Source organism: Paenibacillus ottowii (assembly GCF_050516475.1).
In the GTDB taxonomy this organism is placed as follows: domain Bacteria; phylum Bacillota; class Bacilli; order Paenibacillales; family Paenibacillaceae; genus Paenibacillus; species Paenibacillus ottowii.
In genome coordinates this window covers 2,347,357-2,367,302 of sequence record NZ_CP191577.1, presented here as the reverse complement: position 1 = coordinate 2,367,302, position 19,946 = coordinate 2,347,357, and the positions used below count along the sequence as shown (strand labels likewise).

General features: G+C 45.2%; 17 protein-coding genes and 1 riboswitch. Of the genes, 8 read left to right on the top strand and 9 right to left on the bottom strand.

Features of this window, described 5'->3' with window-relative positions; translation table 11 throughout:
* Positions 1 to 42 precede the first annotated feature (42 nt).
* Complete coding sequence (locus ACQQ6X_RS11335) at positions 43 to 1,311, bottom strand: MFS transporter (protein WP_305165393.1); 1,269 nt, start codon at positions 1,309 to 1,311, stop codon at positions 43 to 45.
* A 416-nt stretch (positions 1,312 to 1,727) separates the two neighbouring features.
* Between ACQQ6X_RS11335 and ACQQ6X_RS11330 the strand changes: the two genes are divergently transcribed.
* From ACQQ6X_RS11330 to ACQQ6X_RS11310, 5 genes are all read left to right on the top strand, one after another.
* Entirely contained in the window at positions 1,728 to 3,497 is a 1,770-nt protein-coding gene (locus ACQQ6X_RS11330; RefSeq protein ID WP_305165392.1) for an acid phosphatase, read from the top strand.
* Positions 3,498 to 3,770: 273 nt separating this feature from the next.
* Positions 3,771 to 5,177, top strand: coding sequence for a sucrose-specific PTS transporter subunit IIBC (locus tag ACQQ6X_RS11325; protein ID WP_305165391.1), 1,407 nt, complete (start codon positions 3,771 to 3,773; stop codon positions 5,175 to 5,177).
* Positions 5,178 to 5,195: 18 nt separating this feature from the next.
* Positions 5,196 to 7,454 (top strand): beta-glucosidase BglX, encoded by a 2,259-nt coding sequence (bglX, locus tag ACQQ6X_RS11320; RefSeq protein WP_305165390.1) that lies wholly within the window; start codon positions 5,196 to 5,198, stop codon positions 7,452 to 7,454.
* Positions 7,447 to 8,838, top strand: a complete 1,392-nt coding sequence (locus ACQQ6X_RS11315; RefSeq protein WP_305165389.1) for a glycoside hydrolase family 32 protein — start codon at positions 7,447 to 7,449, stop codon at positions 8,836 to 8,838. The genes bglX and ACQQ6X_RS11315 overlap by 8 nt, the downstream gene beginning before the upstream one ends.
* A 215-nt stretch (positions 8,839 to 9,053) precedes the next feature.
* Positions 9,054 to 9,887 (top strand): AraC family transcriptional regulator, encoded by an 834-nt coding sequence (locus ACQQ6X_RS11310; RefSeq protein WP_305165388.1) that lies wholly within the window; start codon positions 9,054 to 9,056, stop codon positions 9,885 to 9,887.
* Between the two features lie 194 nt (positions 9,888 to 10,081).
* On the opposite strand, the gene queF is transcribed toward ACQQ6X_RS11310, so the two are convergent.
* The 6 genes from queF to ACQQ6X_RS11280 all read right to left on the bottom strand — a co-directional run bounded on the left by queF (position 10,082) and on the right by ACQQ6X_RS11280 (position 14,487).
* The gene (gene queF, locus ACQQ6X_RS11305) at positions 10,082 to 10,579 is read right to left on the bottom strand and encodes a preQ(1) synthase (protein WP_007429143.1); all 498 of its coding nucleotides are present in this window, start codon (positions 10,577 to 10,579) and stop codon (positions 10,082 to 10,084) included.
* Between the two features lie 435 nt (positions 10,580 to 11,014).
* Positions 11,015 to 11,893 (bottom strand): 7-carboxy-7-deazaguanine synthase QueE, encoded by an 879-nt coding sequence (gene queE, locus ACQQ6X_RS11300; RefSeq protein ID WP_305165387.1) that lies wholly within the window; start codon positions 11,891 to 11,893, stop codon positions 11,015 to 11,017.
* Positions 11,886 to 12,377, bottom strand: a complete 492-nt coding sequence (gene queD / locus ACQQ6X_RS11295) for a 6-carboxytetrahydropterin synthase QueD (protein ID WP_142611603.1) — start codon at positions 12,375 to 12,377, stop codon at positions 11,886 to 11,888. The genes queE and queD overlap by 8 nt, the downstream gene beginning before the upstream one ends.
* Positions 12,370 to 13,053, bottom strand: coding sequence for a 7-cyano-7-deazaguanine synthase QueC (gene queC / locus ACQQ6X_RS11290; RefSeq protein ID WP_305165386.1), 684 nt, complete (start codon positions 13,051 to 13,053; stop codon positions 12,370 to 12,372). The genes queD and queC overlap by 8 nt, the downstream gene beginning before the upstream one ends.
* Before the next feature lie 135 nt (positions 13,054 to 13,188).
* A riboswitch (PreQ1 riboswitch) is annotated at positions 13,189 to 13,232 on the bottom strand.
* Between the two features lie 85 nt (positions 13,233 to 13,317).
* Positions 13,318 to 14,022: an AIM24 family protein gene (locus ACQQ6X_RS11285; RefSeq protein ID WP_142611605.1), complete on the bottom strand. Its 705-nt coding sequence runs from the start codon at positions 14,020 to 14,022 to the stop codon at positions 13,318 to 13,320.
* Between the two features lie 24 nt (positions 14,023 to 14,046).
* A complete protein-coding gene (locus ACQQ6X_RS11280) occupies positions 14,047 to 14,487 on the bottom strand; it encodes a hypothetical protein (protein ID WP_305165385.1) in 441 nt (146 codons plus the stop codon).
* A 313-nt stretch (positions 14,488 to 14,800) separates the two neighbouring features.
* Here ACQQ6X_RS11280 and ACQQ6X_RS11275 point away from each other — a divergent pair, with 313 nt between their 5' ends.
* The 3 genes from ACQQ6X_RS11275 to ACQQ6X_RS11265 all read left to right on the top strand — a co-directional run bounded on the left by ACQQ6X_RS11275 (position 14,801) and on the right by ACQQ6X_RS11265 (position 17,003).
* Positions 14,801 to 14,956, top strand: coding sequence for a hypothetical protein (locus ACQQ6X_RS11275; protein ID WP_187360597.1), 156 nt, complete (start codon positions 14,801 to 14,803; stop codon positions 14,954 to 14,956).
* A gap of 224 nt (positions 14,957 to 15,180) precedes the next feature.
* Entirely contained in the window at positions 15,181 to 15,948 is a 768-nt protein-coding gene (locus tag ACQQ6X_RS11270; RefSeq protein ID WP_305165384.1) for a hypothetical protein, read from the top strand.
* A 71-nt stretch (positions 15,949 to 16,019) separates the two neighbouring features.
* Positions 16,020 to 17,003, top strand: a complete 984-nt coding sequence (locus ACQQ6X_RS11265) for a helix-turn-helix transcriptional regulator (protein WP_063207609.1) — start codon at positions 16,020 to 16,022, stop codon at positions 17,001 to 17,003.
* Positions 17,004 to 17,043: 40 nt separating this feature from the next.
* Here ACQQ6X_RS11265 and ACQQ6X_RS11260 read toward each other — a convergent pair whose 3' ends face one another.
* A complete protein-coding gene (locus ACQQ6X_RS11260) occupies positions 17,044 to 17,715 on the bottom strand; it encodes a 3'-5' exonuclease (protein ID WP_064795493.1) in 672 nt (223 codons plus the stop codon).
* Positions 17,716 to 17,960: 245 nt separating this feature from the next.
* On the bottom strand, positions 17,961 to 19,883 hold the full coding sequence (locus ACQQ6X_RS11255) for a 5'-nucleotidase C-terminal domain-containing protein (RefSeq protein ID WP_305165383.1): 1,923 nt from the start codon (positions 19,881 to 19,883) through the stop codon (positions 17,961 to 17,963).
* Positions 19,884 to 19,946: the final 63 nt, after the last annotated feature.

Genomic DNA, 19,946 nt, shown 5'->3' with positions numbered 1-19,946 from the left:
AAGGTGTGCAGCGGCCAATGATAGCCGCCGCACGTTAGCCTGTTACACTTCGGCTCCATTTTCTTCCGCCCAGCGATTGAGGGTTTTGTCTGTAGGAAGCAGAAATGTTAAAATGCCGAGCAGTGGCAAAAAGCCACACAGGAACATGATGTTGGTAATGCCTACTTTGTCGATCCAACTGCCGAGCACAAGTGCGCCCACCCCACCCAGACCAAAAGCCAAGCCTGTAATGAGACCAGACACCGTTCCGATTTTGCCAGGCACGAGCATCTGTGCATATACGACTGTGACCGAAAAGCTGGACAACATAATAAATCCGATAATCGCTAGCAGGATTGCCGTCCAGAATTGGTTGGCATAAGGCAATAGCAGGGCCAGTGGTGCAGCTAATACCATGGACAGAAAAATCATATTGCGTTTACCAAACCGGTCTGCCAGCGGGCCGCCAAAGAAGGTGCCCAGCGCTCCAGCTCCGAGGAACAGGAAAATGTACAACTGTGCATCTGCCAATGGCATTTTAAATACTTCCATCAGGTAAAACGCATAGTAGCTGCCGACCGAGGTCGAATACCACGAACGAACAAATACCAGCAGAATGAGGACAATCATGGCAAACATAATACGGCTGCGCACCTCGGGCTTCATGCGGCGTGTTGCCGCTTTTTTGCGTGCAATGCCCTCTGTACGCAGGACGTTACCGTACCAGCGGGCAATGAACGATTGCACTACAATCCCGGCTGCCGCAATACCTGTGAACCAGATGGCGCCAAATTGCCCCAACGGGATAAAAATCCAGCTTGTGAGCATCGGTGCCAGTGATTGACCAGCATTGCCGCCGACCTGGAAAATGGATTGTGCCAATCCCCGGCGTGATCCTGCCGCCATATGGGATACGCGCGAGCCTTCCGGGTGAAAGGCAGCTGAGCCTAGACCCACGAAGATGACTGCGACTAGCACCGCTTTATAATCGGCAGCATAGGCGAGCAGCAGCATACCAGTCAGCGTAAAGCCCATACCGATAGGAAGGATAGCGGGCGTAGGCCGTTTGTCCGAAAACAAGCCAATTACAGGCTGCATGATCGAAGCTGTGAAGTTGATGGCGAATGAAATCCAGCCGATCTGCGTGTAGTTCAGACTCATAGAATCCTTCAGGATCGGAAAGATCGCTGGAATGACCGATTGAATCGAGTCATTGAACAGATGAACGAAACTGATCGCAATCAGAATCGCAAAAACGGTGCCTTTCGCTTGTGGTCCCGGGAGGGGGAGCGATTGGCCCGTTTCTTTTTTTGTAGCCGATTTAGTAGTCATGGCAACCTCCGGGTATGTATGTATATTTTAAGATATAGGAAGCAATCCACTTGCAGCAAATGGCTGAAAGGGGGATAAAGCCCCCCTTTACTCCTCGCTGCTTGCCCATTCTGCTGGATACTCTTTATTGCTCGATCCTTTAATTCACAACAGATTAACTTGCCCTGAGTGTATTATATCTGCATAAAATATCCTTTACTGATCAATTTTACTCTCTAATATGCATGAATTGGTTTCATGTTGAATGTTGTTGATATTTTTTTACATATAAATAAGCAAGCAGAATTTAACAGAACGAAGCTCTTTATTTAACAAACTTAAGATATGATTCTTTATGTCATACATCTTGTTGTATAGATAATAGCTCCGTAGAAACAGTATGCAGAGCACAAGAGAAGAGAGGATCTGATTTGAGAATGAAATTGCTAAGGAAACCACTATCAGTTGCGTTATTATCTTTACCTTTACTTCTAGGTTCTCTAGGTGGAAGTTATGCGAGTGCGGCCACGCTGCCAACAACAGTAACTCCAACAGAACCGTCATGGGGGTATTTTGTAGATCATTATAAAAATAATAGTGCCGCTAATAAGACGGAAAGCTCCAATCCGACTCTCGGATTGCTTTCTGAATTTAATAAGCTTTGGACTCCCGGCGCTACCTGGGACACAGGCACCAAGCTAAACAGCAGTGTACTGGACGCTAATATTCAAAAGGTGATCGATATCGCTGCCCGTCGCACTGCCAGTGAGGCCGATGCGGCTTATTTGGATGATCGCCGAAATCAGAGCTACAGTGTAATCGACGGTCTGGGTTCGCTTACTGATATATATCGAAAGAAGGCAGGCGCGACGACAACAATCAACGACGTCCCGGCCGATGCCACAACTAAAAAATATGAAGATGAGGGAACGAATGCAGGGGACACAAGCTCCAGTCTTGGTAACATCGTGAAACTGGTCAATACCTTGCGTGGGGATTACTCTACGACCAACCCGGCTAAATCTTACTTTAGTTATCCTCGTCCGTTTCGCTGGAGCGATAATTCAGTGGTTGTCCCGAGTCTGATCCCTGCGCTCAAATCTGATGCTACTAATGATGGCGGCTTCCCAAGCGGTCATACCAATGCTGCGTATCTCAGTTCTATTGCCATGGCCTATGCCATGCCAGAGCGTTATCAGGAATTGCTGACACGAGCTTCGGAGCTGGGCAATAACCGCGTTGTTGCTGGCATGCATTCCCCACTTGATGTTATGGGGGGACGAGTCATGGCAACAGCGATGGCTGCTGCCATCCTGTCTGATCCAGCCAATAGTAGCTTGAAGAAAGCAGCTTATCAGGATGCTCATACGCAATTGTTGTCCCAAAAGGGTACAGCCCCAGATCGATACAGCAACTATGCCACGAATAAAAAGAATTATAATGAACGATTAACGTACGGATTCAGCCTAATTAATCCAACGACGAAGCCAATGACAGTGCCTAAGGGAGCGGAGGTATTATTGGAGACACGCCTGCCTTACCTTGATAGCACACAACGCCGTTGGGTATTGGCCACTACAGGTCTTCCATCTGGATATCCTGTGCTTGACGATACCGAAGGATGGGGACGATTAGACCTGTTTTCCGCTGCGGATGGCTACGGTGCTTTCGTCAATAATGTTACAGTCAATATGGACTCCTCCAAAGGCGGTTTTAATGCATTGGATCGCTGGCGTAACAATATTTCAGGGGTTGGAAAGCTGACTAAAAAGGGCACAGGCACGTTGAAGCTCATAGGTAACAATACGTATTCCGGCGGTACACAGATCGATCAAGGCATACTTGAAGGGAATTCGGAGACAGCTTTCGGAAGTGGCGATGTTACAAATAACGGGGGAACTCTTCTTAAAAACAATTCTGGAAAGCTGGTTGTTGGCGGGAATTACAAACAAACTGCCGAGGGAAAACTTGAGCTCAACCTGCAAAGTAAAAATGATGTGCTCAAAATTAAGGGTACAGCCCAACTTAACGGCAAATTACGCCTGAATTTTTCTAACAAATATGTACCAGCTAACGGTGCAACCATTTTAACCTACGGTAAACACAATGGGACATTCTCTTCCATTGATGCAGCAGGTTTACCAAGCAATTATAAAGTGAAGGTGGTCTATACAGCTAATAGTGTTCAGTTGAAAGTCACGAAGTAAAATAGGACAATTAAAGGTGCACCTTTGGAATACATCGGATCAACTATGAAGTTATCCAGTGCTCATTCTGAAGGTGCATTTTTTATTCCCGTACAAAGCCGATTTCTCGAAGTTATTTATAGCCAAGGGTATAAAAAGGTCAAAATTTGACCTTAATGTAGTAAAATAATCGCGCTGTTTGAAAGCGCAGTCATGTTATTCTTAAGAGGCATATTAGTCCAAGTTTTAAAGGTTCAGACTAACTAAGAGGAACAGAGGAAAGGAAGAAGACCGATGAGTCTTGAGAAAGAATACGTTAAAATAGCCCAGGATGTCATTAAAGGGCTTGGCGGAGAAGACAATATTATTTCTATGGCACATTGTGCTACACGGTTGAGATTGATTGTAAAAGACAGAGAAATTATTGATGATGAATTTATTGAGAATATTGATAAGGCAAAAGGGGTGTTTTTTACCTCCGGACAATATCAAATTATTTTTGGAACCGGTACCGTGAACAAGGTTTACGAAGCGATGGTCGGCCAGAACGTATCTGCGACATCAAAGGCAGAGCTGAAAGAGAAGGCCTCAACCCAAGATGATAACTTTTTCAAAAGAATGATCCGGGTTTTCGGAGATGTATTTGTTCCCATTATCCCTGCATTGGTAGCTACCGGCTTGTTTATGGGAGTTAGGGGCTTGGTAACTCAGCCTGCACTGCTTCAGTTATTTGGACTTACACCGGATGATATTTCTGCGAATTTCATATTATTTACGCAAATACTGACTGATACCGCGTTTGCCTTTTTACCTGTGCTGGTATGCTGGTCAGCATTCAGAGTGTTTGGCGGGTCGCCGATCTTGGGGATTTTACTTGGACTCATGCTGGTAAGTCCTTCTTTACCTACATCCTGGGATGTCGCTCAACATGTGAAGGAGCCCCTTTTATTTTTGGGCTTCATCAAAATCGCAGGCTATCAGGGCTCCGTTCTGCCGGCGTTCATTATAGGGATCGTGGGAGCGATGATGGAGAAAAGAATCAGGAAATCCGTTCCCGAAGCACTGGACTTGATTTTGACACCGTTTCTGACATTATTGCTCACACTGGTACTGGGCTTGTTCGTGATTGGTCCCATCTTCCATGAAGTAGAGGTTTTAATATTATCGGCAGTTACAGCTATTTTGAAGTTGCCGTTTGGCATTGGCGGGTTTATTTATGGTGGCATTAATCAGATTATTGTTGTTACCGGGCTGCACCATGCGCTCAACCTGATCGAAATACAAATGCTGGTAGATGGCGGCTGGAATATGGTTAACCCGATTAGCTCGGCATCTATTTGTGCACAAGCGGGTGCGGCGTTAGCTGTCGGCCTGAAATCCAAAAGATTAAAAACCAAATCTATTGCTTACCCGTCTGCCGTGTCTGCACTGCTCGGCATTACAGAACCGGCTATTTTTGGGGTGAACATTCGATATGGCAAACCATTCATGATGGGCTTGATTGGGGGAGCGGTTGGAGGATTCTTTGCACGTATCTTTAATGTTCAGGCCACAGGCATGTCGATTACAGCTATACCTGGTTTGTTGTTGTATCTGAATAATCAGATTTTTCTGTATGCTTTCGTTTGTTTAATCGGTTTTGGTGTCGCATTTGCGTTGACGTGGATCTTTGGATTTAAAGAAAAAGTAGAGAACAAATAAAATTTAGTGGAGAGAATCATGGACAACAAAACATTGCTTCGAAAATTGAACACCCTTTCAATAGAAGAGAAAATCGGTCAGCTTATTCAACTGACCGGTGATTTTTTTGAAGGAGACATGGATACGGTTGTGACGGGCCCTGTGAAAAAGCTGGGGCTAAATACGGACTATAATATTTATAATACCGGCTCCATATTGAATATTACCAACCCGGAAAAAATAATTCGATTGCAAACCGATTATTTGGAAAAATCGGCTCATAAAATCCCACTGTTATTCATGGCAGATATTATCTATGGATATCGAACCATTTTCCCGATTCCGATCGCTCAAGCGTGTAGCTGGAACTATGAGGGGATAGAGAATGCGGCTTCGATTGCTGCCCGGGAGTGCTACGAGGAAGGCATTCATGTAACCTTTTCCCCTATGGTAGATTTGGTGAGAGATCCTCGCTGGGGGCGGGTGATGGAATCGCCTGGTGAAGATCCCTTGCTGGCAATGAAATATGCCCAAAGCGTAGTGCTGGGAATCCAGGGAAGCAACTTGGAAGGTGGAGCCGTACCAGCCCATAAAATTGCTGCTTGCGTCAAGCATTTTGCCGCTTACGGAGCACCTGTCGCCGGACGGGAATACAATGCCGTGGATCTATCGGAGCATGCATTGCGAGAATATTATTTGCCCGGATATCAAGCTGCAATAGAAGCAGGTGCTAAGCTTGTCATGACGGCTTTTAATACGTTGAATGGGATCCCTGCGACCGGAAACGAGTGGCTTAACCGTAATGTATTAAGACAGGAAATGAATTTTGACGGTGTATTGATCTCGGATTACGCCGCTATTGAAGAGCTAATCATGCATGGTTATGCCGAAGACGAGGCCTCTGCTGCCAGGCTGGCACTATTGGCAGGTGTGGATGTGGATATGAAGACGGCAGTGTACGCTAATCAATTGAAAAATGTAATATCAGGTAACGATTATATGCTGGAGCTTCTGAATGAAGCTGTATACCGTATCTTAAAGCTGAAAAATGATTTGGGGCTGTTTGAGGATCCATTCCGCGGATTACAGGAAATCGTTAAACGTTCAACAAGCAGCATTTTGTCAGACGATCATAAACAAGCGGCATTGTCCCTGGCAGAGGAATCTGTGGTGCTGCTGAAAAATGAAAATAATGTATTACCGTTATCAAAGGAAATGAAGGTTGCTTTAATTGGTCCCTATGCAGAAGAAAATTCTACCCTGGGCATGTGGGCGATTAAGGGGGAGGAGACAGACACTATAAATTTGAAAACGGGGTTGTTACAGCTGGTTGACCCCGACAATCTCTCGGTATGCAGGGGAAGTTATCTGCTGCCTGTTGATGCAAGGAAAACGTTCGATAAATATGCGGACAAACTGGCGGTGGAAACAAGCTCGGAAGAAGATCTACTGCAAGAAGCCATTAGGAATGCAAATGAAGCAGAAGTCATAGTCCTTGCCTTGGGAGAAAGTATTTATCAGAGCGGAGAAGGTGGATCACGAACGAACCCGACGCTTCCAGAGCCGCAGTTGAGACTACTTCATGAATTAAGCTTATTGGGCAAAAGGATCGTTCTGATCGTATATAGTGGAAGACCTTTGATCCTTACCGATGTTGCTGAAAAGGTGGACGCGATTGTTCAGGCCTGGTATCCGGGAACGATGGGCGGAGAAGCGCTGGCCAATATACTGTATGGAGAAGTAAATCCGTCTGGGAAATTAGCGATGACCTTTCCACGTAGCGTCGGTCAGATTCCGGTATACTACAATGAGCTGAATACAGGCAGACCAAATTTAAAGGAAAATGGCTCTTACCGCTTTGCGTCCCGATATATAGATGAAGTGAACGAACCCTTGTATCCGTTTGGCTCTGGCCTATCCTATACCTCATTTGAATACAGTCTATTAACCGTCAGCCAAAAGGAAATGAAAACAAATGAGTCAGTGGATATCCGCATTTCTGTATCCAACACTGGAACGTATGATGGGAAAGAAACGATTCAATTATATATTCGCGATAAATTTGCAAGTGTGGCAAGGCCAGTGAAGGAATTAAAAGACTTCAAAAAAGTATTTTTGCACAGCGGCGAGACTACAATTGTGGATTTTTCAATAGATGAAGACATGCTTAAATTTTATGGACGTGAAATGGAATATAAGAGTGAGCCTGGCGAATTTGAGGTTTATATCGGTTCAAGCTCGCAGGAAACTTTGCTAAGCTTTAGTTTTACTTTGTTACGGGAGGATCAACATGAATAAAAGCGACGCTTATCATCTTAAATATCATATTACTCCTTCCTACGGGCTATTAAATGATCCTAATGGACTTGCCTTTTTCAAGCATCAATATCATGTGTTCTATCAGTGGAACCCCAAAGGAACCGAACATCGAAATAAATGCTGGGGTCATGTTGTTTCCAGCGATCTGGTGCATTGGCAAAGGAAAAGTGTTGCGCTAGAGCCTTCGGAATGGTATGACAAGGACGGCATTTATTCCGGCGGGGCCATAGTTCATCAGGGAAAGCTGTATCTGTTTTACACAGGAAATGTAATCAGGGATGACGGTGTCAAGGAGAGCTATCAATGCGCAGCCATCTCGGAGGACGGGGAGCATTTTCAGAAAATGGGCCCCTTATTCGAACATCCCAAGGGCTATACCAGACATGTCCGAGATCCAAAAGTATGGAGAGATCGGAACGGGAGCTGGTGGCTGATCGTGGGCGCTCAAAGAGAGGATTTGATTGGAGATACGCTTATCTACAAATCCACAGATTTGTCTGTTTGGGAATGCCAAGGATCATTTTTGGAGCATGATCGTGAATTCGGGTATATGTGGGAATGTCCTGATCTACTTCATTTTGCGGAAAATGATATTTTTGTCTTCTCTCCTCAGGGTTTACCGGAAGCAGGCGAATATTATAGAAACCCTAACCAATCGGGATATATTGTTGGGAAATTTATGGATACAGGAAAATTTAACGGGAACCTTGCCCATTTTAAAGAGCTTGATCGGGGGTTTGATTTCTACGCGCCACAGTCATTTAAGGTGAATGACAGAACCATTATGTTTGGGTGGATGAGCGGCATGAATGAAGAAGCAGAGAGGGCTGTTCCCACCATTCAGGAAGGCTGGATTCATGCGCTGACTTTACCTAAAGAAATAGTGCTATCTAACGGTGTGCTCTACCAGAAACCATTGCCGGAATTACAATTGTTAAGACTGGATGGTGAACATTCCCAGAAGGACATACACAAAAATGGGGTTTGGCTGCTGCCTTCTTTGCAGGTGGAATGCATTGTTCATTTTTCGAAGCTTACAGAAAACTTCAAAATGATAATAAGAAATGCTGTGGAAATTAACTATGATTCGGCAGAAAACAGTATAACCGTATGGAGAACAAACTGGTTGACCAACCAGAGGGAATACAGAAAAGCAATGTTAGCCAATCAACTTGCAGACATGCAAATATTTATAGAAAGCTCAAGTCTGGAGATTTTTCTGAACGAAGGCGAGGAAGTATTTACTCTGCGGTATTTCCTGGAGGATACGGAACAACGCAGTGTGGTACTTGAAGCAGGAGATAATGAAGGGAAAATTGAGATTTATCAGCTGCAGGAATGTGATGTCATAATCCATCCTTAAAACGATATGAGTATCTTTCACCTGTAGAGCTACAAGCAGGCAAGAAAAGGCTGTTCAAGACTCCGTTTGCGAGAAGAACTGCCTTTTTTTGTGTTGGTCGACTGAATAGATTTCAGCTTGTGTAGGCATTTTACTATCGGTATAGTATGAGTATTAGAGTATATGACTGAATATAATTACTGTTGATTACTCATAGCTGGTTACTGAGGTGTCGTATGAAAAAAATATATGAACATATCGAAATAGACAGAAGAAAAATGATTAACCTCTTTATGTTTCAATCGACAGATACAGAAAGAGTCATCCCTATGCATTTTCACAGCAATATGGAATTAATCTATTGTACAAGTGGAAGTTTGAAGGTGTGGCATGAAGGAAAGATAACCATTTTGAAGGAAAAGGATGCACTGTTTATTAATAGCAATGTACCGCACTCCACCCAAAGCATCACGGAAAACCAAGTCGTTGTATTGCAGTTTCCAGCTACCTTTTTTGCCAATGAACAAGTATTCATTCAATTAAACACGCAAGAGCGAGAAGTTGAACATACTATACTTTCTAAATTAAGAGAGTTGTTTATGGATATATATAACCTGCATGTTTCCAAAGGCAAATATGACTATATTTTAGAGCAAAGTCGAATTATTGAACTTAAGTATTTGCTTGTTAATCATTTTAGTCAGGCCGCAGACTTACAGCCAGAAATATTTAGTGAAAAGCAGCAAAAGATAAAGACCATTATGGATTTTATTAAAGAGCATTATGCTGAAAATATTAGCCTGGCGAAAACAGCTCGAATCTGCGGCTATTCGGAGGCCTATTTGTCGAGAATGTTTCATGAATATACAGGTCAGACGTTTACGGAGTACAAGCAAGTTCTTTGTTTGGAAAAGGCAATTGATTTATTGGAAACAACGAATAAGCCACTTACAGAAATTTCTTACGAGGCTGGCTTTCCAAATGAAAAATCATTTAGAAAAGCTTTTAAGGAAGTTATGGGCAAAACCCCTTATGAATATAAAAAATCAAAATTTGATCTGAGTGTGTAAACGTCACAAGTACGACCGGCATCTTGAGTTCATGTTCTGAAGTCCATTTTTGCCAAATTCCAAACCTATAATTTTATGAGTGCATAAATTCATCCTCCTTTTTGTAAATACCAAAGGGCTGTCCCTGAGTCATTTTAAGACTTTTACAGGACAGCCCCTTGGTATTTTTACGCTGTGTCAGGAAACCTATAAGCTTATCGGTTATCTACAGTCTCCGGGTACATATCATGGTTCATCATGCGATGCTCGGCCATTTGCTCATACTTGGTTCCCGGTTTGCCATAATTTGTATAGGGGTCAATGGAAATGCCGCCGCGTGGCGTGAACTTGCCCCACACCTCGATATAACGCGGGTCCATCAGCTTGATCAGGTCATTCATGATAATGTTGACGCAGTCCTCGTGAAAATCACCGTGATTGCGGAAGCTGAACAGGTACAGCTTAAGGGACTTGCTTTCAACCATTTTAATATCAGGAATATAGCTGATGTAGATGGTTGCAAAATCAGGCTGCCCTGTAATCGGGCACAGGCTGGTGAACTCCGGGCAATTAAACTTCACAAAATAATCCCGGTACGGATGTTTATTATCAAAGCTTTCGAGAATGGCAGGATCATAAGCAAAAGTGTATTGTGTGCCTTGGTTGCCAAGCAGGGTAACGTCGGTCATTTCTTCGGGTTTTCTTCCGGTCATATTGAGTGAGGCTCCTTAAAGTTGATTTAGTGGTAAAAAGGTAGGGAGTTATGGTGGTGGAGAGGTCGCTCCGCGAAGGATTTGAGCTTCCGATCGCTGTTGAAATGGGATTCTCGCTGATCATTTAAAAGATGCATAGGTTATAATCCCATTTCAAAGGCGAACGCTATCGCTTCTCCAGCTTCAAATCCTCCGCTCCGCTGGCCGACCGCCGTCATCACCATAAAGTCCCTGCTCGTTTGCTTATATAGATTGGTGTAGAAGAGAATAATGCACGCTCCTATAAGAAAGGAGCAATATACTGAGAGAAACCCCGTCCTCACGGACGAGGGTTTCTCTTGTTTTATAGCTTTGAGGTGTCGAGGGTGTACTCGACTAATTTGGCGTATCTTGTGTATCACATACCGCTCATATGGAATATATTATATATGCATGTTATACGCCGCGTTTGTTGCCCCATACGAGGGTGTGGAGCTGCGGGAGGACTCTTACATCGTTGAGCCGGGTATCGTCCATGACTCGGTCGATAAGCCATTCATAACGATGTAAAAGAGACTCTGCGATCTGTCCAGTATTCTCCGTGTTCACATCTGGATTACCCGTCTGGAGGAACAACGGTATATGTGGATAGCGCTCGTGAATGGTGCGGGCATAGGCGAGATCGGTGTCGTCGAAGATGACGACCTTCAAACTGCATGCTCCAGTGTAGAGTCTGACTGATTCATCCTTCGATTGCTTGCTGCACGTTGTGATTGAGACGTTTGACGCAGACTTGGACGCTCCAGCTATCTTTTGGCTTGACAGACGGGCTACGATATCATCCAGCACGTCCCAGTTGGTCGTCATGCCAGAGCTGGGCGGCTTCGGGGATAAGGTCACCTCATCGATATCGTACAGCCATTCCTGCCAACGGGAGCCTTGCGTTTCGACGGCGATGGCCATGCCTTGACTACGTAGCAGGGTAACTAGCGCCCCAAGCTGTGGCAGCAGGGCAGGATTACCTCCGGAAAGGGTCACATGCGAGAACCGTTCGCCGCCGATGGACTGTAGTTCCTGCCATATCTCAGTGGCACTCAGACGGCGGATTTGATCTTTGGCGCTGCCGTCCCAGGTAAAAGCGGAGTCACACCATGAGCAATGGTAATCGCAGCCTGCGGTACGCACAAACATCGTTTTACGACCAATGACCATCCCTTCGCCCTGAACAGTGGGACCAAACACCTCCAGCACAGGAATAAGGGCTGCTTTAGCCTTGTCGGGTGTAGTCATAGGTTGGTGCGTATTTATGGTATTAGCAGTTATAGTATTACTCATCGAACATCCACTCCCGTCGGAACTCGGCGTAGCTGGTAGGTGTCTCGAACAGCCGTACAAACTCGGTACGTCCCCCTTCAACACGATTGCAGTATACATCCGAGGTCAAGGCTGACTCCATTTGTTCAAAAATCCAGACGACCATATTTTCCGCCGTTGTATTCATTGGAGGAAGCGTCTCATTCAAGTAACGGTGGTCCAGAAAAGGCTCAATTCGCTCTTTCCAGATCGTTTTGATATCGCCAAAATCCAGCGTCAGCCCTGTTTCTCCCGGTATACCGCTTATGCCAAATACGACGACATAGGTGTGACCGTGCAGGTTTTTGCATTTGCCTTCATAACAGTGCAAATGGTGTGCTGCATCGAACGTAAATTGTTTGCTGACGAGTACACGTTTGCGGTGATACCGCAGCTGAGAGCGCTCAATGTCTGTCCCAAACTGCTGGAGCTTGTCGACAATACGAAAGGTACCTGGCTCACGCATGGCCTTCAACTCCCTGGGATGAAGCGCCGCGAACCGTGAGATACTGCTCCAGTCCGGCACGGCGGAGATTGCAGGCAGGACATTCGCCACAGCCATCGCCAATGATGCCGTTATAGCATGTTAATGTACGGGTTCTTACAAATTCAAAAGCCTTCAGCTCATCGGCCATTTGCCAGGTTTCGGCCTTATTCAACCACATGAGCGGGGTATGAATCACAAAGGGATAGTCCATTGAAAGGTTCAGTGTAACGTTCAGCGATTTAATGAAGGAATCCCGGCAATCGGGATAGCCGCTGAAATCTGTCTCGCATACGCCTGTAATAATGTGGCGCGCTCCTTTTTGCTTGGCGAGAACCGCTGCAAAGCTCAGGAACAATAGGTTGCGACCGTCTACAAATGTGCTAGGCAGTTCGCCTTCCTCTTGAGTAATATCAATGTCGGTGCGTGTGAGGGCATTCGGGGCAAGTTGATTGAGCAGGCTCATATCCAGTACCGTTTGCGGAACACCTAGCTCTTTGGCAATTCCGGCGGCAACTTCGATTTCCTGCTTGTGGCGTTGACCATAATCGAACGTCACAGTTTCTACTTCGGCAAAATGTTTTTTTGCCCAAAATAAACAGGTTGTGCTGTCTTGGCCGCCGCTGAATACGACGACTGCTTTTTCGTTTGCAAACATAAAAAAACCTCTCGATCTTCTTGGAATGGTGTAAGACACAGCGTCTTGTCACTTGGAAGAAAGAGAGTTCTTGAACCGGCTTCAACAAAAAACAGGCCTTGCCCCGCAAATTCATTTTTCAATGCGGAGGACAAAGCATCGTTAGTTTTTTATAGAGGGAGTTCGCGAACCTCTCCCATGCGCTAAGCATGGATTTTCTTCATTAGCATCTGTCACGAGGACAGACCGCTTCATTGATAGCATTGCCATTATAGCATGGCAGGGCTATTTGATAAACACTCCACCAAATGGAATGACTTCCCTTAAAAATCGTTTGATCACGCCATCGTCATTCATATCCTGCTGAAGCCGCCGATGATGCTCACCGGCATGAAAAAGTACGGTACCGTGTCCCGTCATTTTAAACTGGTAGTTCATATGCTGGCTGGCCAGATGATTACCGTATACGGTTAACTCCAGCTTGGCGTTTTCGGGATAGGCGATGACGCTGCTCGCATCGACATAGATCGGCTCTGACGGATGAAGCTGTTCTTGACATACCAATCCCTGTGTCAAAATACCAATGTGACCTGTCCCGTCAAATTTCATTTTAATGACATCACGGCTAAACAACATGTTTTTCATGCTTAGCAGCTTGGTACGCATCTGGATGCCGGAGCTGTACCAGAACAGGTTGCGAAAATCGTATAAGAGATCATCGCTTCCTTCAAGCTTGATCATCTTCAAACTAAAGCCAGGAGGAAGGGCGGCAATTAGCCGGCAAGCCCCTGTGAAATCGGCCTGAATCAGTTTGTGCTTGCGATACATGCCTTTAATATTCATCAGCTTATCACTGCGGCCTGAACTGGGTCCGCGATATGCGATGATTTGCTGCGGATGCAGAACATGCAGCTTCTCTCCTTCAGCCAGATCGAGCGTTATGACCGAACCGACGCTTTCATCATGGTGTTGTCCTGCTTGTATATCCATGCAGACTTTTCATCCTTTCAGGCGTTAGTATCTTCCCGAACGTCGACGCATCCCGTAACGCAACAGTCGGATACCGATAAAATAACCAGCCAGCAGAATGATAGCCGTGATGATGAGCATTTTATTTCGGTGTGAAGCCTGATCGCGCTGGGCTTGCAGATTTTTTAGTTCTGTAACGGTGTTATTCAGCTTTCGGTTTTGCTCCAGCAGCTGGGCGTTTTGCTTCTGATAGGTTTCAATGCTGGAACGGGCCTTTTCCAGATCTTCCTGGGTTTGGCGATAGCTTTCCTTGAGTTGGTACACATCGCCGGGCAAGCGTGAAAACTGCTCAAAGCCTTGATATACATCATCCCAATAAGCAGCATGAACTTCGGGTACACGGGTGACTCCAAAAATAAACAAAAGCGCTATAGCAGCGCAGACAATGCGGCGGTATAAAGCAAAGCGACAAGTTGCTCGTGCCAAGAGATATCCCCCTTTTGATAAACCAGGATGTTAGATGATATAGATCATTACCCACATCACATGGTTACGTACTATATCAGGATTTGGGTGCAGATTTAGAATATACAAACGACAAATTCGGGAAAAGATGATCAAAAAAACTCGATATATTAGTTTAAGTGTACCCTAAAACGGGTATATCAAGGAAGCGGCAACATTCCGGCATTTTTCCCAGCAAACGAGTCAAGAATAATCCGCACCTGATCAGGGCTTGAATAGAAATATGTATGAACTGAAATATATGAAAAATAGATATAAAAGGAGATTTTGAAAGATGAACGAAAGAGAACAAAACTATACCATTTTAAAAATTACTGTCAATGGAAAACCATTATCAAAGGAGCTTATCGTGGACAGCACTACTTTTGCTCCTATATCCGATATTTGCACAAAGACGAATGTTTCTTTAACAGAAACTACAATTTCATAATTTAAAATATATGAAGTAGAATATCATGTAGCCCGGCTTTTGCCGGGCTATTTTTGCGTATTTATGCAATTGAAAAGGATTAAAATGTTATTTTACGAATTAGGTCCCCTTTCATAAAGATTACCATGTATAATTTTCACAATCAAACGTATGTTCCCTGACAATATAGTGTCAGATAACACTGTTAATTTAGAGTTACATGTTCTTTTAGGGGGAATTTACCAGTGGTGAAGTCAATGCTCAATGTAACGTATACATGGGACAAAGAGTCTATATCTGCGAATGGGTCCAAACAAGTAAATCTACTGATAGAATGGGGCTATGGAGCTATACGTAAAAGAAAAGGGAACCTAATACCGAAGGCAGCGGGATGTGACCTTCAACTTCAGTTCAATCCAGAAAACGGGGTAAATCTATTAAAAGCTGAAGGGGTGAGGCTCGGGTTTAAACAATCAGAAAACGGTGATTGCATGATTGTTCACTGTGGCGATGTGCGGCGGGGCAAATATAGACAAGCTATTTTGACGTTTTCTATCCCGGCTCACGCGTCCGGAAGACATACGATTGGAATGATCGAGTGGAGCTGGCGCAAGCCATCGCAGGAAAAGCGGACGCTGATCCGGACAGACCAGCTCTATATCCATTACACGCATCATCTGGGTTTGCTGAGCATGCCATCCAACCCGAAGGTGGAAAAATACATAAAGCTGAATGAGACGTCCCCAATTGTGAAAAAGGCGTTGCGTATGTACGAGAAAGGGGAGCCTGAGCGAGGGGCGTTCATCCTTACGAGACAAGCAGATGAATTGCTTATATGTGCAGCCAGAAGCGAAGACATGGATTATCTGGAGGAAGCCGAGTTACTTTTGTGCATACGCAATAAATGGAGTGGGTCTTTTGTATCTTTTAAAGCGTATAGTTCTAAAGTCTTTTTTAATAAGGAAATATCGATAGGAGATGTTCATTTTACGGAGAATGATAGGTTGAGATAGATAATTATGCTAGTTTATTTGTGCAAATTAGTGAGTCTAATTTACTATCTTTTTGTAAAGGAGAGACTTCCTTGACTGATCGGTTGATACGTTTAATGCGGATTATTACTATTGTTCAGGCAAATCCAGGGATATTGGCAAGAGAGCTTGCCGAACGTTGTGAAACATCAGAACGTACCATATACCGAGATATGGAGGCGCTAAGCGCCATGCATATTCCGATCGCGAATATGGGGCATGGCAAGGGGTACATCTTTATTAGCAATTTTGCTTTGTATCCTCTAAATTGGACAGAAGAAGAGGCAGAGGCTTTTACCAAGCTGGGAGAGATTATGGAAACGATCAAGCCTCTTTTACCGCCAGCTTTTGAAAGTGCTTATGAGAAAGTGATGGCCTCTAGTCAGAAAAAAAAGATGGACCAGACGAGCTTCGCGCAGGAAATGAAAAATATCATCCGGCTCGGCTCGACACTTGATCGGGAAAACCAGCCCTATCTGCTCAGGCTGATTGTTTTGGCGAGTCTTACGCAGCAGACAATTGAAGCGGAGTACAGCTCGCCTCAAAATGAAGATGTGTCATTGGTGCAAGTAGATCCTTATTGTTTGGTTCCTCAAGACCGGCGGTTCTATATGCTTGGTTTTTGTCATAAGCAATCCGCTATGAGAACCTTTCGGATCAGCCGCTTTCGGAATATGAGGATTTTGCCGTATACGTTTCAAAAAAATACATCTGAAATGGAAATGTTTTTTAAAGGTACCTGGTCGGTGACCAAGGGAAACCAAAATATTCGGTTTGTGGTACGTTTTTCTGCCAATTCTGTATATCGGGTCAAAGAAGAGGAACTGTTCATCAAGCCTCTTCTAAAGGACTTGCCGGATGGAAGCTTGTTGTTTGAGGTGACGGTTAATCATGACCGAGAATTTCTGGATTGGCTCACATCCTATGGAGCTGAGGCTGAAATTCTGGAACCTTTACGTTACCGCAAACGTATGCAAGAAATGCTGCGAACCTGGGGGGCGTTTTATTTCGACAAAAAGGCAGGAAATCAGGAATAACAGGGGGAGATTCCCCGGAACGGGCCGGGGAGCTATCTGCTTAACGGTCCTTAAACAGGTTGGCGAGATTGCCGAAGGGACTGTACTGTTCCTGTTCTTCTTCTGGTGAAGAGTAGACGAGCTTCGAGCCGCGGCTTTCCTCATCGTCAGCAGCATTATGAACTAAAGTAATACGATCAAAATGGTGCATGAAAACCTGAGCGGTGTTCACGGCATCATCCAATGCCCGATGCTGTTGACCGTCAAAGTCAATGTTGCACAATTCCAACGCCTGAGACAAGCTCAATTGACGATACTTTCCATTGGAACTAAACAGACGGGAAATTTGCTTCTGTATATCATTTGTATTATGAATCCAGCCGAGATCTACATGATGGGTACGACAATGGGACACCAGCTTCTGACGGTCATCCGGACCCCATGCGCATAAATAATAAGGCGAATCCGTACCGAGCCAGGCAATAAATTGCTTCACGGCTTCAGGAAAGAGTGGAGCAGCATCAATGTCTCGTTGAGTAATACCCGTGAATTGAACGGTATCTGTAGAGAGCACAGGCCGATTCGATGGTCTTACAAAACTGTGAAATGTATCTGCAACGAATAGGCCATCGTCTCCCTGAATAACTTTGACGGCACCGATATCAATGATTTCAGAGGAATATCTGGCGTTACGGCTAACAGTAAATTCAAGATCATAAATAATGTATTGCATTTAATGAACTCCTTCCACACACATAACTGATCCCGACGGATAACAGGACAAATGTTCACTGCCCGAATGACTCTTCTCCATCATACCTCTCGGTTCACAACTTGTCAGCGGTTAAAAGGCTTGCTTTCAAAAAAAATATGCGATGTCCAAATGGGCTTGGACTATCGCATATCTATAAACTCCCTGACATACAGCAGCATCCAAAATCACTTGGATTTCGAATGCTGCTTATACTAGCTATGGAGTTAGGCCGGAAGGTCTAACTTTTGTCCTGGATAAATACGGTGAGGATTTTTCAATTTATTCAACTTCTGAAGCTGTTGCCAGGTGGTACCGTGTTTGCGAGAAATGGCATACAGTGTATCCCCGGATTTTACAACATATACATGGCTTTTTGCAGCTTGTGCAGCAGCCGATGCCTGCTGTGGCTTGGCGGTTTGAGGCTTTGCAGGTGCCGATTTCGCAGGTATCGATTTCGCAGGTGCTGGTTTTACAGCCGCTGTGGAATCGGATTGTGGTTTCTCCTGCTGAGGTGCCGGTGTCGCGGCTGGAGCAGACGGTACAGTTTGCGTGGCAGGGACAATAGCTTTTCCATCTGCCTTGGCTTCTTGGATACGGCCGTCTGCTTGTACTTGCAGGCTAGTAGAGCCGGTCTTTTGCATATAGCGGATTAACGCTTCATCCAACGATCCGAACATACCTGCTTGTGGATATTTAGCGAACATCGTATATTGGTCACCGCCTACGGCAGTAAAATCATTGGTAGCCAGTGTATAGGTTGCCTCAGGATCAAGGGCTTTTCCACCGATCAGGATGGAGTGAACACGGCTGCCTTTGGCTGCGGAGGTGTCTATTTTGAACGAGATACCGGACACCTGTGGGAAACCCCCGCTTGGTTCCGGGTAGGCGGCTGTGCCATTTTCCAGTGCGGCCTGAAGGTCAGAGCCCTTTACTTTCAAGGTAACAATTTGGTTGCCGAAAGGCAATACAGTGATGATGTCTCCCTTGGTAACCGTGCCTGCTTTGATGGAAGCGCGTATACCGCCACCATTCGTTAGAGCCACATCTGCCCCCGAAACGTCACGCATAGCATCGGTAAGCAAGTCGCCGAGATTGGTTTCACCCGCACGCACCTTTTCGCGTGCTCCTTCCAGATTTACACTCGTTTGTGCTACCACCTCTTTAAGAATAGGTTCTTGATCTTTCTGAATGGAGGAGATTAATGCAGCAATTTCAGCATTCGGCTGAACGTCGGGAGCTTGAGTCGAATCGATCAGCTTCGCTTGCTTTTGGACAACCTTACCGCCGTCTACCCATAGATCCACCACACCCAGATACTTGGTGTATTCACCTGCACTGGCGATCAACGTGCCGTTATCACCGATCAGGCCTTTTTCGAGTACGGTATGGCTGTGTCCGTCGATGAAAATATCAATGCCAGGCACTTCCTTCACGACCTTAAGGCTGGTATCTTTGCTGGACGCATCTTGCCCCAGATGACCCAGAGCCACGACGACATCTACTTTGCTGCGAATTTCGTCTACGGCCGCCTTGGCTTCAGCCGCAGGGTCAGTGAACTGAATGCCTTCCACATTTTTAGGGTTGGTTTTATATGCCGTTTCAGGTGTAGTCAGACCGATAATGCCGATTTTAACGCCGTCGACTTCTTTAATAGTATACGGTTGGAACAAACGTGTTCCGTCCGTTTGCTTAATGTTGGCGCTCAGCACAGGGAACTGAATCTCCTTGCTCAATTCAACCAGATGCTTCCAGCCGTAATTAAACTCATGGTTCCCCGGAACCATTGCATCATAGTGCAGCTTGTTAATTACTTTCACAATACTCTCACCGTTAACCAGGGTAGCGAAGGTCGTTCCATGAACGGTATCCCCATCATCCAGCAGCAATGTATTGGGATTAGCAGCGCGGTATTGGTCGATGATTCCTGCCAGCTTGGCGAAGCCCATTTCCTTGTCATTGGCCACCACGTGAGCATGGGTATCATTCGTATGTAGGATGGTGATGTGTTTGCCGCTGACTGGAGTCGTTGTTGTCCCCGTTCCCGCTGTCCCCGCATTGGTAGCTGGGTCCGCTGCTGCGGTACCGAGACATCCGAACAGAAGCGCGGCGGTCGTCAAGATCGACGAGAGTTTTTTCCATGAGTTCATGTTGTTCCTTCAACCTCCCATAAAATGAATGAATTAGAGAAACCGCTTACGTCCACATTTTAT

Bases quoted from the DNA above. Each gene is read 5' to 3' on its own strand.
- ACQQ6X_RS11285 (WP_142611605.1), bottom strand. From the start codon at position 14,022: ATGGATATACAAGCAGGACAACACCATGATGAAAGCGTCGGTTCGGTC.
- ACQQ6X_RS11260 (WP_064795493.1), bottom strand. From the start codon at position 17,715: ATGCAATACATTATTTATGATCTTGAATTTACTGTTAGCCGTAACGCC.
- ACQQ6X_RS11310 (WP_305165388.1), top strand. From the start codon at position 9,054: ATGAAAAAAATATATGAACATATCGAAATAGACAGAAGAAAAATGATT.
- bglX (WP_305165390.1), top strand. From the start codon at position 5,196: ATGGACAACAAAACATTGCTTCGAAAATTGAACACCCTTTCAATAGAA.
- queC (WP_305165386.1), bottom strand. From the start codon at position 13,053: ATGTTTGCAAACGAAAAAGCAGTCGTCGTATTCAGCGGCGGCCAAGAC.
- queF (WP_007429143.1), bottom strand. From the start codon at position 10,579: ATGACCGGAAGAAAACCCGAAGAAATGACCGACGTTACCCTGCTTGGC.
- queE (WP_305165387.1), bottom strand. From the start codon at position 11,893: ATGAGTAATACTATAACTGCTAATACCATAAATACGCACCAACCTATG.
- ACQQ6X_RS11325 (WP_305165391.1), top strand. From the start codon at position 3,771: ATGAGTCTTGAGAAAGAATACGTTAAAATAGCCCAGGATGTCATTAAA.
- ACQQ6X_RS11335 (WP_305165393.1), bottom strand. From the start codon at position 1,311: ATGACTACTAAATCGGCTACAAAAAAAGAAACGGGCCAATCGCTCCCC.
- ACQQ6X_RS11275 (WP_187360597.1), top strand. From the start codon at position 14,801: ATGAACGAAAGAGAACAAAACTATACCATTTTAAAAATTACTGTCAAT.
- queD (WP_142611603.1), bottom strand. From the start codon at position 12,377: ATGCGTGAGCCAGGTACCTTTCGTATTGTCGACAAGCTCCAGCAGTTT.
- ACQQ6X_RS11330 (WP_305165392.1), top strand. From the start codon at position 1,728: ATGAAATTGCTAAGGAAACCACTATCAGTTGCGTTATTATCTTTACCT.
- ACQQ6X_RS11315 (WP_305165389.1), top strand. From the start codon at position 7,447: ATGAATAAAAGCGACGCTTATCATCTTAAATATCATATTACTCCTTCC.
- ACQQ6X_RS11255 (WP_305165383.1), bottom strand. From the start codon at position 19,883: ATGAACTCATGGAAAAAACTCTCGTCGATCTTGACGACCGCCGCGCTT.